The following is a 13,166-nucleotide window of genomic DNA, read 5'->3' on the forward strand; positions in this document are numbered from 1 at the left end:
GAGACCGACATGACAGATCCGAGCGCGCTTCCCCTCGCGGCCGTCTGGTCCGGCCCCGAAGGCGGCTTCGCCCTCGAACCCCAGCCACGGCCGGAACTGGCGCCCGGCGAGGTGCTGGTCCGCATCGAACTCGCCACCATCTGCGGCAGCGACCTCCACACCATCGCCGGCGACCGGCCGACCCCCCTGCCGACGGTCCTCGGTCACGAGGCGGTGGGCGTCGTCGAGGACGTGTCCGGCACCGTCCGCACCCGGGACGGGAAGCTCGTGGAGCCGGGACAGCGCGTCACCTGGACGATAGGGACCGCCTGCGGCTCCTGCCGGCGGTGTGTCCGGGGCGTGCCGCAGAAGTGCACCGGCGTCCGCAAGTACGGCCACGAGGCGATCACCGACCGGTGGCGGCTCAACGGCGGCCTCGCCACCCACTGCCACCTGGTCGCCGGCACCGGCCTGGTGTCCGTACCCGAGTCGCTGCCCGCCGCGGTCGCCGCACCCGCCAACTGCGCGACGGCCACCGTGGTCTGCGCCGCCCGGCGGGCCGGCCTCGACGCCGGCGACTCCGTGGTCGTCATCGGCTGCGGCATGCTCGGTCTCACCGCCGTCGCCTACGCACGCGAGCTCGGGGCGGAACACGTCATCGCCTGTGACGTGGACGAGAGCCGGCGGGAACTGGCGCGCGCCTTCGGGGCGCACGCCGTGGGCGGCCCCGACGAACTCGCCGAGTACGCGCAGAAGTACGGCGCCGACGTCGTGATCGAGCTGTCGGGCAACCACCGGGCCGTCCAGGCGGCGCTCGACATCGTCGGGACGGACGGCAGCGTGGCCCTGGTCGGCTCCGTCTCCCCGGGCCCCGAGGTGAGCTTCGAACCCGACACCTTCGTGCGCAACCTCTCCCGTGTCGTCGGCAGCCACAACTACACCGTCGACGACCTGGCCGAAGCGGTCCTGTTCCTGGCGGAGACCCCGGCGCAGGCCCTCTTCGCCGACCTCGTCCCCGACGCGCTGCCGCTCCACGACATCGACGCGGCCGTCGCCGCCGCCCGCGAGGGCACCGCACCGCGCATCGCCGTACGCATGGACTGACACGCCGGTCGGACCGCCGCACCTTCCTCCGGCCGCACCGGCCGAACCCCAGCTAGGGAGTCCCTCATGGCAGAGCCGCGCCCTGAACACCTCCTCAACCACATCGACGGTGCCTGGGTGCCGTCCTCGACCGGCGCGGTACGCGCCGACCTGAACCCGGCCGACACCGACGACGTCATCGGCGAGTTCGCGGAGTCCGGCGCCAAGGACGCCGCCGCGGCGGTGGACGCGGCGGCGGCCGCGCAGGGCGCTTGGGACGCGCTCGGCCCGATCGAACGCGCCACGTTCCTGACCGCCGCGGCCAGGCTGATCGAGGAACGCCAGGAGGTGTTCGCCGCGGCGATCACCCGCGAGCAGGGCAAGCGCCTGTCCGAGGCCAGGGGCGAGGTGACGCGCTCGCTCGCGATCCTCGACTTCACCATCGGCGAGGCGCGCCGGATCAACGGCGTCACCACCCCGGCGGAGGAGCCGCGGACCCTCGCGATGACGTTCCGCCGACCGCTCGGCGTCGTCGGACTCATCACACCGTGGAACTTCCCGGTCGCCATCCCCATGTGGAAGGCCGCTCCGGCCCTGGTCGCCGGCTGCACCGCCGTACTGAAGCCGTCCCCGCTGACACCCTGGACCTCGGCCCTGCTCGTCGAGGCCTTCGCCGACGCCGGGCTGCCGCCGGGCGTGCTCAACCTGCTCCAGGGCGACCGGGAGCCGGGCGAGGCACTCGTCTCCGACCCGCGCGTGGCCGGGATCTCCTTCACCGGCTCGCTGCCGGTCGGGCGGGCCATCAACAAGGCGGGCGCGGGCCGCCTCATGCGTACGCAGCTGGAACTCGGGGGCAAGAACGCCCTGATCGTCCTCGCCGACGCGGACCTCGACGCGGCTGTCGACGCCATCGTCCACGGCGCGTTCGGGCAGAGCGGCCAGCGCTGCAGCGCGACGAGCCGCGTGATCGTCGACCGTCCCGTCCGGGACCAGCTCCTCGACCGGCTCGTCCCCCGGGTGCGGGCGATGCGGATCGGCCGGGGCGACCAGGACGGGGCCGACATCGGCCCGGTCGTCAACGAGGAGCGGATGCGCGCCTGCCTCGACGCCGTCGATTCGGCTGTCGCCGCCGGCGCCACGGTCGCCTGCGGCGGCGGCGCGGCGGACCCCGGCACCCCGGGCTACTTCGTGAACCCCACGGTCCTGACCGACGTGGCCTGGGACAGCGAGATCGCCCAGGAGGAGGTCTTCGGCCCCGTCCTCTCGGTCATCGACTGCGACGGGTACGAGGACGCCATGCGGATCTCGAACTCGGTGAAGTACGGGATGTCCGGGACGATCTTCACCCGGAACCCCTCCCTGATGTTCCAGGCGCTCCAGGACTTCCAGGCCGGCATGCTGCACGTCAACCGGCCGGGCGTGGGCGCGTACTCCCACCTGCCGCACATGGGCGCCAAGGCCTCCCAGCTGGGCGCGCCCGAATGCTCGCCCGACGTCTGGGACTTCTACACCGACCTGCGGTCCGCCTGCATCCGGTACTGAAGCACCGAAGCACCTCAGAACAGAGCAACAGAAGGGCACAGCGGTGGAGTGCGCCGTCGGAGCGACCGTCGTACGCCGGGGCCCGTACCCCGACGGCAGGGTCGCCCATCTGCAGAGCGGCCGGGTCGTCTCCGACGACGAGGCCCCCGAGGGGTGAGCCTCTAGGATGTCGGCCGCGCGACGCCCCGCGGGGGTGACGGTTCGCGCGGTAGCCGTATCTACGGGGGAGAACTTCTGTGTTCGGAATCATCAGGCCCTGCCGTCATCGCCTGGGCGGGACCATGCGTACCGAGTGGATGGCGCATCTGTGCGGGCTGTGCCTGGCGCTGCGCAGCGAGTACGGGCAGTTCGCGCGGGTGGCCACCAACTACGACGGCCTGATCGTCTCGGTGCTGACCGAGGCGCAGTCGGAGCGTTCCGGCGACTGGCGGCGGGGCGCCGGCCCGTGCCCGCTGCGCGGGATGCGGTCGGCGGACGTGGCGCGGGGCGAGGGCGCGCGGCTCGCGGCGACGGTGTCGCTGGTGCTCGCCGCGGCGAAGATACGTGACCATGTGGCCGACGGCGACGGCCTGTTGGGGCGCCGTCCGGTGACGCTGGCGGCCCGCAGGATCGCCCTCGGCTGGGACCGTGCGGGCGCCGCGGGCGGCGACCGGCTCGGCTTCGACACCGCGGTGCTGATCGGGGCGGTCGAACGGCAGCAGGACATCGAGCGGACGATTGGCCCCCGTGGCTCGCTGCTCACGGTCACGGAGCCCACGGAGACGGCGACCGCCGCCGCCTTCGCCCACACCGCGGTCCTCGCTGGCCGCCCGGGCAACGCCGAACCGCTGGCGGAGGCGGGCCGCCTGTTCGGACGGCTGGCACATCTCCTCGACGCGGTGGAGGACCTGGACGTGGACGAGGCGTCCGGCGCGTGGAATCCGATCGCCGTGACCGGCGCCGACCGCGCCGAGGTACGCCGGCTCTGCGACGATGCCGTCCACGGCATCCGACTCGCCCTGGCCGAGGCGGAGTTCGTCGACGACCGGCTGGTACGGGCACTCCTCGGCGACGAGTTGGATCACGCCGTCGACCGGGTCTTCGTCCCCCGGCAGGGCCGCCACCACCAGCACGGCCCCCGGACGCGGGGCGCGGGCCCGCGCATGCTGCCCTGGCTGGGACGCCGTACGGCGACGGACACGTCCTCGGAGAGCTGCGGTGTCGGGGCGCTCGCGGCCCCGGAGGGCGTCTCGACGGCGTCGGGCCGGCCGTCGGAGGGGCAGTGCGGACGGTGCAACCAGTGGCGTCCGCTGTGCCGCTACTGCCGGTGGTGCTCCTCCTGCTGCACCTGCGCCGAGGACGCCATGGAGGGCGCGGAGCCCCCGCAGTACGGCGGCTCGGACAGCGGCGGCTCGGGCGGGGGCAACTCGGGCGGTTCTTCCGGTGGTTCGGGCGGCGGCAACTGGGGTGGTGGCTCCGGCGGTTCGGGCGGCGGAGGCCGTGGGTCCGGTGGCTCCGGCGGTGGCTCGGGTGACGGCTGCTGCGGTGGCGGTGGCTGCTGCAACCCGTGCAACTGCTGCTGCGACTGACCGACGACCTCTCCAACTCCAACATATTCCAACACCCCTGCTGGGCGCGTGACGGATATGGCCTGCGCGGTAAGCGGTTGCTGCGCAGGCCTATGCCCCGGGCATCGGTAACGGCGACGTATCGATCCGAAACCTCCTAGGCACTCTGTTGACTTTTGATGGAAACGGCGATTTTCTGTGTTGCATCGAGTTGATTAACCACTGACCACGGCAACTTCAGCACCCCTGAAGCGCCCGGTCGCCCGCTCTCGCAACATCGTCGGACAGGACCGGAACCGTCGTTCCCCCTTCCTCGCCACGATCCCCCGCGAGTCTCCAGATTCCGTGCCTCACCGGTCGGCCGTGTGCGGCCCGTCCAAGCAAGGGGAATGACATGTTCACTGAACTCAACCGGCGGCCGGTGGCGGCAGTCGTCCTGGGCCTGGCCTCCGTCCTCGCGCTGACCTCCTGTTCCAGCGGCCAGCAGGCGGCCGGCAAGGGAGGCGCCGAGGACGTCGCCAAGGTCGACGGCAAGATCTCCGTCACCTACCTGCAGAAGCAGGGCGACCAGGAGTACTTCATCGGTGAGGCGGCCGGCGCCAAGGCCAAGGCGGACGAACTCGGCATCGACCTGAAGGTCGTCAACCTCGGCACCGACGCCAACAAGACCATCAGCGAGGCCCAGGCGGCGATCTCGCAGAAGAGCAACGGTCTGATCGTCGTCGTCCCGGACCCGGCCGTCGGACCCCAGGTCGCCCAGATCGCCAAGGACGCCAAGGTCGCCCTGCTCACCTCCGACGACCAGATCTGCACGACGGGACCGGACCCGTCCTCCTGCCCTGCCGACGCCCTGGTGCCCCGGATCGGCTTCAGCGGCGCCCAGATGGGCGGCGAGGTCGGCAAGCGCGCCGCCGCCGAGTTCAAGAAGGCCGGCTGGAACCCCGCCGAGACCCGCACCATCTCCGCCTGGAAGCAGGACGTGACCGTCTGCACCGACCGCGTCAAGGCCTCCAAGGACGCCTTCGCCGCCGGCGCCGGTGCCAAGGTCCAGAACATCGACGTCCCCACGGACAACAGCCCCACCGGCGCGCAGGACAAGATCGCCGCCACCATCACCGCCAACCCGAGCGTCAAGCACTGGGTGGTCTGGGGCTGCAACGACGAGAACGTCCAGGGCGGGGTCACCGCCCTCGAGAACGCCGGCTTCAAGGCCGACGACGTCATCGGCGTGGGCCTCGGCGCCTACCTGGCCTGCAAGAACTGGAGCTCCGGCAAGCCGTCCGGCATGAAGGCCGCCCTCTTCATCAACGGCAAGGACGTCGGCGCCCTCGCCGTGCAGACGATGTTCGACAAGCTCAAGAACGGCAAGGCCTTCCCCAAGGAGGCCTTCGCCCCGACCACCATGGTCGACGCCTCCACCTGGAAGTCCGCCGGAGTCACCTGCGGCTGAGCCGCGGCCCCTCGACGCCGGTGCGGCGGCCCGTCCCGCCCGCCGCACCGGCCCCTCCAGGTCGCCCGCCGCACCGCCGTACCGGCGCTCCCGCCGTACGACGCCCCGTCGGCCCTTCCCCGTCCCTCCAGCCCGTGAGGCCACCATGACCACACCCGGCACCCAACCCCCCACGCCGGCGACTCCCGTCTCTCCGCCAGGTGCCGGTGTCGCCGTCGAGAACATCACCAAGCGCTTCGGCGCCGTCCAGGCCCTCGGCGGCGTCACCCTGACCTTCCTCCCGGGGCAGGTCACCGCCCTCATGGGCGAGAACGGCGCGGGTAAGTCCACGCTCCTGAAGATCCTCACCGGCGACCACCAGCCCACCGACGGACGGGTCCTCCTCGACGGGACGCCCGTCTCGTTCGCCTCGCCGCAGGACGCGCGCAAGGCCGGGATCCGCATCATCCCGCAGGAACCGGAGATCATCCCGCACGTCTCCGTCGCGGAGAACGTCTACGCCGGATCCCTCCCGCGCAAGGCCGGCCGGCGCCTCGACCGCGCCGAGCTGCGCCGCAGGATCACCGCCGACCTGGCCCGGCTCGGCTTCGAGAAGGTCATCGACCCCGACCAGCTCGGCTCCGAACTGACCGCCGCACAGCGCCAGTTGGTGGAAATCCTGCGCGCCCTCACCGGCGAGGCCAAGGTCATCGCCTTCGACGAGCCGACCTCCTCCCTCGCGGAGAACGAGGCCGAGGCCCTGTTCGCCCTGATCGACCGGCTGCGGGCCCAGGGCATCGCGATCATCTACGTCTCCCACCGCATGAAGGAGATCTTCCGGCTCGCGGACCGCATCGCGGTGCTCCGGGACGGAGCCTCCGCCGGCGTCCTCGACGCCGCGGCCACCACCGAGAGCGAAGTCGTCCGGATGATGGTCGGCCGCGACCTCTCCACGCTGTTCGTACGCCAGGACGTCGCCCGGGACGAGGTCGTCCTGGAACTCGACGGCGTCACCACCGACGACGTCAGCGACATCAGCCTCCAGGTCAGGGCCGGAGAAGTGGTCGCCCTCGCCGGGCTGATGGGCGCCGGACGCTCCGAGCTGGCACTCGCGCTCGCCGGTGACCGGCCCCTGCGCGCCGGGCGGATCTCCCTCAACGGCAAGCCGCTGCGGCTGCGCAGCCCGAAGGACGCCATCCGGGCCGGCATCGGCCTGGCCCCGGAGGAACGCAAGGCCCAGGCCCTCTTCCTCCAGCGCTCCATCCGCGACAATACCTCCCTGGTCAGCCTGGAGCGGCTGCGCCGGATGCGCTTCGTCCGCAGCGGCGACGAGAAGGCCGTCGCCCAGGAGTTCTCCGACCGGCTCAGGGTGCGCACCCCGTCCATCGAGCACGAGGTCCGCAAGCTGTCCGGCGGCAACCAGCAGAAGGTCGTCCTCGCCCGGTGGCTGCTGCGCCGGCCGAAGGTCCTGATCCTCGACGAGCCCACCCGCGGCATCGACATCGGCGCCAAGGCGGAGATCTACCGGATCATCGCCGACCTCGCACGGGACGGCGTCGCCCTGCTCGTGATCTCCTCCGAGCTCCCCGAGGTGCTCGGACTCGCCGACCGCGTCGTGGTGATGCAGAACGGCCGCATCACCGGCGAACTCGCCCGCGCCGAGGCCACCGAGGAGTCGATCCTCAACCTCGCCATGGCCGACGACCTCGCCACCGTGGACGCCGCCCCCACCCCGGCCGCCGCCCGGCCCCGTACCGACTCCGCCCATGGAGGCCCCCGATGACCACCGCCACCACCTCCCCGGCCGAGACCGAGAAGGCCCCGGAACCGGCCCGCAAGCGCTCACCGCTGGCGGCCCTCGGCGGGCAGAACCTCAGCCTCATCGGTGCGCTCGTCGTGGTCCTCGGGCTGTTCGGCGCCCTCAACGAGAACTACCTCAGCCTCTCGAACATCCAGGTGATCGCCGAAGCGGCCACCATCACCGGCCTCCTGGCCATCGTCCAGACCGTCGTCATCATCTGCGGCGGCCTCGACATCTCCGTCGGCTCCCAGGTCGGCGTCGCCTCCGTGGTCAGCGCCATGGTCTTCACCAGCACCGGCTCCAGCGCGTTCCTCGGCATGCTCGCCGCCGTCGGCGTCGGCATCCTGGTCGGCGTCCTCAACGGCCTCGTCATCGTCTACGGCCGCGTCAACCCGACCATCGCGACCCTCGCCGGACTCGCCGCCTACAAGGGCCTCGCGCAGCTCCTGTCCGACGGCCGCGCCCAGGGCTACGTCCTCAACGACCCGTTCTTCGTGTTCCTCGGCCGCGGCAAGATCGCCGGTCTGCCGGTGATGGTCTGGATCCTCATCGTCGTCGCGATCGCCGTGCACGTGATGCTCAGGTACACGGACATCGGCCGCAACCTCTACGCGATCGGCGGCAACGACACCGCCGCCCGCCTCGCCGGCATCAACATCAACAAGTACCTCGTCGCGGTCTACGCCCTCATCGGCGTCGTCGCCGCCATCGCCGGCATCCTGCTCACCGCCCGCACCGGCTCCGGCCAGCCCGTCTCCGGCAGCGAGGGCCTGGAACTCAAGGCCATCACCGCCGCCGCACTCGGCGGCTGCGCCCTCAAGGGCGGCAAGGGAGGAGTCGGCGGCACGCTCCTCGCCGTCGCCCTCCTCGGCGCCCTGGAGAACGGCCTGACGGTCGAGGGCATCAACACCTTCTGGCAGAACGTCGCCCAGGGCGCGCTCCTCGTGGCCGCCGTGGTGATCCAGCAGCGCCGTAACGGGGAGAGGGCCGTCGGCCTTCCACACTGACCCGGCGCACGGACGAGGCCCGCCCCCTTCGGGGAGCGGGCCTCTCGGCGTATGCCGGCCGCTGTCAGGAACGGATCAGGGGTGGATGGTGAGCGCGGTGTCGTCGAGCAGGAAGTAGGTCGGGGTGGCGAGGTCCTCCTTGGCCGTGAACTTCAGCGTCACGTACCGCCCGGCGACGGCCCCGAGGTCGACGGTCTTCTGGACGTAGCCGGTGCTCGCGTTCAGGTTGGAGTACGTCGCCAGGGGCGTGCTGTCGGCCTCGACGGTCAGCTTGTCGTACGCGACGGTCTTGGACGCCTCGTTGGTGAGGACCCGCAGCCAGAAGGTGGCCGTGGCCTTGCAGCCGTAGGGGACGTACACGGTCTGCGTGATCGCCTCGGTGGACGTGTTCCCGTTGCCGCCGAGCAGGGCCTTCCACGAGCCGGTGCGCGAGGGGAGCCACGAGTTGTCGTCGGTGATCACGCGGGTGGAGCCGCTGGTCTTCCACGCGGCCGAACTCCCCGACTCGAAGCCGGGGTTGCCGAGCAGCTGCGTCGAGGTGCAGTTGCCCGGGGTATACACGAGCCAGGAGAACGAGACGATGTCGTGGGCGCCGGTGGAGTCCTTGACGGTGAGGGTGACGGCGGAGTTCGCGTTCGTCGTCGGTGTACCGGTGATCTTGCCGGTCGAGGCGTTGAGGGTGAGCCCGGCGGGCAGTCCGGTGGCCGTGTAGGTGAGGGCGGCTCCGGGATTGCTGGTGACGGCCTGGATCTGGAGGGCGACCGCCGCGGTCGTGGTGGACACCTGGTCGCCGGGGCTGGTCAGGGTGACGCCCTGGACCACGCGGGGGCCGACGTTGACGGCGGCCCAGGCGTTTCCGACGTTGTTGTGGACGACGCCGTTCGCCCCGTACAGGTCGGCGGCGGCCTGGAGGGTGGCGGTGCGGGCGCCCGCGTAGTCGGTGCTCGACGTCATGTACGTCGTCAGGGCCCGGTACCAGATCTTCGCGGCGGCCTCGCGGCCGATCGGGTTGACCGGCTTGCCGTCGTACGTCGGGGAGTTGTAGGAGACGCCGTTGACGAGCTTGGCACCGCTGCCCTCGGACGCCAGGTAGAACCAGTGGTTGGCGGGCCCGGAGGAGTAGTGGACGTCGAGCAGGTCGAGGTTCGGGTACCAGTGGTCGGCGGAGTCGCCGTCTCTGGAGGGCCTGTCCATGTAGCGCAGGGGAGTGCCGTCGCCGTTGATGTCGACCTTCTCGCCCTCCAGGTAGTCACCCGGGTCGGACGGGTTGTTCGCCCAGAACTCCACCGCGGCGCCGAAGATGTCGGACGTGGCCTCGTTCAGGCCGCCGGACTCTCCGCTGTAGCGCAGACCTGCCGTGTTCGACGTGACGCCGTGGGTCATCTCGTGGGCGGCGACGTCGATGGAGGTCAGCGGGTTGGCGTTGTAGGCGCCGTCGCCGTACGTCATGCAGAAGCAGTAGTCCCACCAGTAGGCGTTGGAGTACGCGTTGCCGAAGTGGACCCGGCTGCGGGCGGCGACGCCGTCGTTCCTGATGCCGTTGCGGCCGTGGACGTTCTTGAAGTAGTCCCAGGTCAGCTGGGCGCCGTAGTGGGCGTCCACCGCGGCCGTCTGGTGGTGGCCGGGGGTGCCGTCGCTCCAGACGTCGTCGGCGTCGGTGAAGGGGGTCTCGGGGCCCTCGTCGTCCATGGAGTGGCCCATGTCCACGGTCTTGCCGCCGCCTCGGCCGGCGTCCTGGAGGAGGTACGAGCCGGCGGACCCCGAAGTCCCGAGGGTGACCTGGCCGTTGTACTGGCCGTGGCCGGTGCCGTTCATGACGGCCTGGTACTCGAAGAGCGTGCCGCCGGTCCTCGCGTCGGTGATGACGTGCAGCTCGTTGGGGGTGCCGTCCTTCTGGACGCCGCCGACGACCGTCTCCCAGGCCAGGGTGGGCCGGCCGGTGGCCGCCCAGACCACCTTGCGCGCGGAGTCGGCCTTCGGGGCCTCGGTGCCCTCGGCCGTGGCCCGGCCGACGGCGTGGGACTTCGCGGCGGCGGCCGTGACCGTGGCCGTGGTGGAGGGGACGGAGACGGTGGCGCGGGTCGCCTTGGTGACGCTCTTGACGGCCCCGCCGGGGGCCGTGTGGACCACGAGGTCGCCGCCGAGGACGGGCAGCCCGGCGAAGGTGCGGTCGTAGCGCGTGTGCAGTGTGCCGTCGGCGTCCTTCAGGACGGACTTGGGCACGAGCGCTTCCTGGTCGCCCAGGCCGATCCTCTCGGCGGTCGCCTGCCGGTCGGCTCCGGCTTCGGCGAGGAGGGCGGCGTGGCCGCTGGGGCTGAGCGCGACGGGGGAGGCGCCGGCGCGGGCCTTGGGTGCGACGGGTGCGACGGGTGCGGCCGCCGTGGCGGCGGGTGCCGCCGGGTGGGCCGCGGCCGCGCCGGTGGTGGGGAGGCCGACGGCGAGCAGCGCGGCGCACGTCGTGAGGGCACCGGCGGCTGTCGCCGCACGGAGGGAACGTCTCAACGGGACTCCAGGTGGGGGGTCGGCCGGGGACACCGGCCGGAGCGGCCCGGGGGACCGGAGATGGTCCGCCCGGGTGGAGCTGGCCGTGCTGAGTGTGTGGGTGCGAACTGCCGCTGGACGCAAGGCAGTTGGAACGATCAGCCCCGCTTCCGGCGTGAGGAAGTCTGGCATGTTTGCGTGAACATGCCAGATGCCGTCGGAGGGTTGACCGGAATTGGCGCTCGGAGGTGGCCCCGTGGCCGGATGGTTACGTAATCATCCCCGCTCGGCAAGATGCCGGCCGTCCGCACCGCGGCGGAAACGCGCACAGCCCTCCCGGAAGCCGGGAGGGCTGGGACGGCGGAGAGAGGAGCCGGGCCCGGGCGCGCACGGGGGACGCGCCAGGGCCCGGCGGCGCGGGGAGGAGTTCCTACTCCTCGGTGGGGCCCAGGTCGGGCGTCTCGCGGAAGTCGACGGTACGGGCCCGGGGGCCGGCGTGGAGCTCGAGCACGACGATCTCGTTCGTACCGGCACGCAGGACGGGAGCGGGGACGTACAGCGACCGCTGCGGGCCGCGGGACCAGTAGCGGCCGAGCGCGAAGCCGTTCACCCAGGCGTTGCCCTTGGTCCAGCCGTCGAGGTGCAGGAAGGTGTCCGCCGCCTCGGCGAGCTCGAAGGTGCCGCGGTGGAAGACCGGGCCGACGGGCGTCGTCGTGGTGGTCGCGAAGGGGATGTCCTCAAGGGAGGTGAGCGGCAGCGGGCGGCTCGTCCAGGCGACCGGCTCGACGCCGTCGAGAAGGACCTTGCCGAGCAGTCCCTTGCGGTCGTGGATGCCCTGCCCGTAGTTCACCCGGCCCTGGTTCTCCACCAGGATCGACAGCACACTGCCGGCCCCGGGGGCCGTGAAGGCCAGGGCGTGCTCGTGGTTCTCACGCTCCAGGACGCCCACCGGCTGCCCGTCGACGAAGACCTGGGCCCGGTCGCGGACGTGCTCGATCTCGAGGAGGGCCGGACCCCGCAGCGGCAGGGTGGTCTCGTAGAGGACGAAGCCGAAGTCCTGCTCCAGCTCCTCCATGGTCAGCGGCCGCCGGGAGTCGATCCCCGGCGACAGCGCGGCCGCGCTCGGCAGGAGCTCGGCGCTCTGCGTCAACGCGACCGCGGGGACGGCCAGTTTGGCCCCGGGGGCCGGAACGGGCTCGCTCGGCACGGTCGCGTACTTGGCGATGACGTCGCGGAAGGCGGTGTACTTCTCCGTCGGGTCCCCGGCCTCGTCGAGCGGCGAGTCGTAGTCGTAGGAGGTGACGGTGGGCCGGTAGGTGTGCTTGTCGTTGGCGCCGTTGGTGAAGCCGAAGTTGGTGCCGCCGTGGAACATGTAGAAGTTGACCGAGGCACCGGCGGCGAGGACCTCGTCGAGCTCGCGGGCGGCGTCGTCGGGATCGCGGACGACGTGGCGCGCGCCCCAGCGGTCGAACCAGCCGATCCAGAACTCCGTCGTCATCAGCGGCCCCTCGGGGCGCTGCGCGCGCAGGGCGGCCAGATGGTGGGCCGAGCGGCTGCCGAAGTTGGCGGTGGCGAGGACGCCGGGCAGGGAGCCCCGCTCCAGGTCGACCGGCTGGTCGCAGGTGAACAGGGGGACGTCGATCCCGCAGCCGCGCAGCGAGTCGGCGATGTGCTCCAGATAGGCGGTGTCGTCGCCGAAGGCCCCGTACTCGTTCTCCACCTGTACGGCGAGGATCGGGCCGCCCCGCGAGGCGAGGTAGGGCTGGAGGGGGGTCAGCAGGCGGTGGAAGAAGTCGTCCACGGCCGCCAGGAAGCGGGGGTCGCGGGTGCGCAGCCGTATGTCCGGCTCGGCGAGCAGCCACGAGGGCAGGCCGCCGCCCTCCCACTCGGCGCAGATGTACGGGCCGGGGCGCAGCAGGACGTGCAGTCCCTCGGCGGCGGCGAGGTCGAGGAAGCGGGGGAGGTCGAGTCCGCCGTCCATCACGAACCGGTCGGGGCGCGGCTGGTGGAGGTTCCAGGGGACGTACGTCTCGACGGTGTTGAGTCCCATGAGCCGGGCCTTGCGGAGCCGGTCCTGCCACTGCTCGGGGTGGACCCGGAAGTAGTGCAGGCCACCGGACAGGAACCGGAAGGGCTGACCGTCGAGCAGGAATCCGGCCGTGTCTGTCTGGAGAACGGGCATGCGCTGCTTGCTCCTGTACGTGAAGGTCGTGCGGGTGGAGACGTCGACCCCCTATGTTTACGCAAACATGGGGATCATGGCAAGCCCTTTCTGCGGGCTTGCGGGGGCGGAGTCG

General features: G+C 71.7%; 8 protein-coding genes. 6 read left to right on the forward strand and 2 right to left on the reverse strand.

Translation table 11 applies throughout. The annotated features are described in order from the left end of the window. The first annotated feature begins 9 nt into the window (after positions 1-9). The 6 genes from ABT034_RS08035 (at position 10) to ABT034_RS08060 (ending at position 8,388) form a co-directional block, all read left to right on the forward strand. Positions 10-1,083: a zinc-binding dehydrogenase gene (locus ABT034_RS08035; RefSeq protein ID WP_351212479.1), complete on the forward strand. Its 1,074-nt coding sequence runs from the start codon at positions 10-12 to the stop codon at positions 1,081-1,083. A gap of 66 nt (positions 1,084-1,149) precedes the next feature. Beyond that, the gene (locus tag ABT034_RS08040) at positions 1,150-2,604 is read left to right on the forward strand and encodes an aldehyde dehydrogenase family protein (protein ID WP_351212481.1); all 1,455 of its coding nucleotides are present in this window, start codon (positions 1,150-1,152) and stop codon (positions 2,602-2,604) included. 281 nt (positions 2,605-2,885) lie between these two features. Then, entirely contained in the window at positions 2,886-4,172 is a 1,287-nt protein-coding gene (locus ABT034_RS08045; protein WP_502972832.1) for a DUF5685 family protein, read from the forward strand. 373 nt (positions 4,173-4,545) lie between these two features. After that, positions 4,546-5,601: a substrate-binding domain-containing protein gene (locus ABT034_RS08050; protein WP_351212485.1), complete on the forward strand. Its 1,056-nt coding sequence runs from the start codon at positions 4,546-4,548 to the stop codon at positions 5,599-5,601. Positions 5,602-5,746: 145 nt separating this feature from the next. Then, positions 5,747-7,363: a sugar ABC transporter ATP-binding protein gene (locus ABT034_RS08055; RefSeq protein ID WP_351212487.1), complete on the forward strand. Its 1,617-nt coding sequence runs from the start codon at positions 5,747-5,749 to the stop codon at positions 7,361-7,363. Further along, positions 7,360-8,388, forward strand: coding sequence for an ABC transporter permease (locus ABT034_RS08060; protein ID WP_351212489.1), 1,029 nt, complete (start codon positions 7,360-7,362; stop codon positions 8,386-8,388). Before ABT034_RS08055 ends, ABT034_RS08060 begins: the two co-directional genes overlap by 4 nt. Before the next feature lie 75 nt (positions 8,389-8,463). On the opposite strand, the gene ABT034_RS08065 is transcribed toward ABT034_RS08060, so the two are convergent. Together ABT034_RS08065 and ABT034_RS08070 are read right to left on the reverse strand one after the other, a co-directional pair. Next, complete coding sequence (locus tag ABT034_RS08065) at positions 8,464-10,890, reverse strand: M4 family metallopeptidase (protein ID WP_351212491.1); 2,427 nt, start codon at positions 10,888-10,890, stop codon at positions 8,464-8,466. Positions 10,891-11,299: 409 nt separating this feature from the next. Further along, complete coding sequence (locus ABT034_RS08070; RefSeq protein ID WP_351212493.1) at positions 11,300-13,051, reverse strand: glycoside hydrolase family 35 protein; 1,752 nt, start codon at positions 13,049-13,051, stop codon at positions 11,300-11,302. Positions 13,052-13,166: the final 115 nt, after the last annotated feature.

This window comes from Streptomyces sp. NPDC002773 (assembly GCF_040295605.1).
GTDB lineage: Bacteria > Actinomycetota > Actinomycetes > Streptomycetales > Streptomycetaceae > Streptomyces.

Excerpts from the sequence above, each read along its gene's own strand:
- ABT034_RS08035 (WP_351212479.1), top strand. The coding sequence starts at position 10 with ATGACAGATCCGAGCGCGCTTCCCCTCGCGGCCGTCTGGTCCGGCCCC.
- ABT034_RS08040 (WP_351212481.1), top strand. The coding sequence starts at position 1,150 with ATGGCAGAGCCGCGCCCTGAACACCTCCTCAACCACATCGACGGTGCC.
- ABT034_RS08045 (WP_502972832.1), top strand. The coding sequence starts at position 2,886 with ATGCGTACCGAGTGGATGGCGCATCTGTGCGGGCTGTGCCTGGCGCTG.
- ABT034_RS08050 (WP_351212485.1), top strand. The coding sequence starts at position 4,546 with ATGTTCACTGAACTCAACCGGCGGCCGGTGGCGGCAGTCGTCCTGGGC.
- ABT034_RS08055 (WP_351212487.1), top strand. The coding sequence starts at position 5,747 with ATGACCACACCCGGCACCCAACCCCCCACGCCGGCGACTCCCGTCTCT.
- ABT034_RS08060 (WP_351212489.1), top strand. The coding sequence starts at position 7,360 with ATGACCACCGCCACCACCTCCCCGGCCGAGACCGAGAAGGCCCCGGAA.
- ABT034_RS08070 (WP_351212493.1), bottom strand. The coding sequence starts at position 13,051 with ATGCCCGTTCTCCAGACAGACACGGCCGGATTCCTGCTCGACGGTCAG.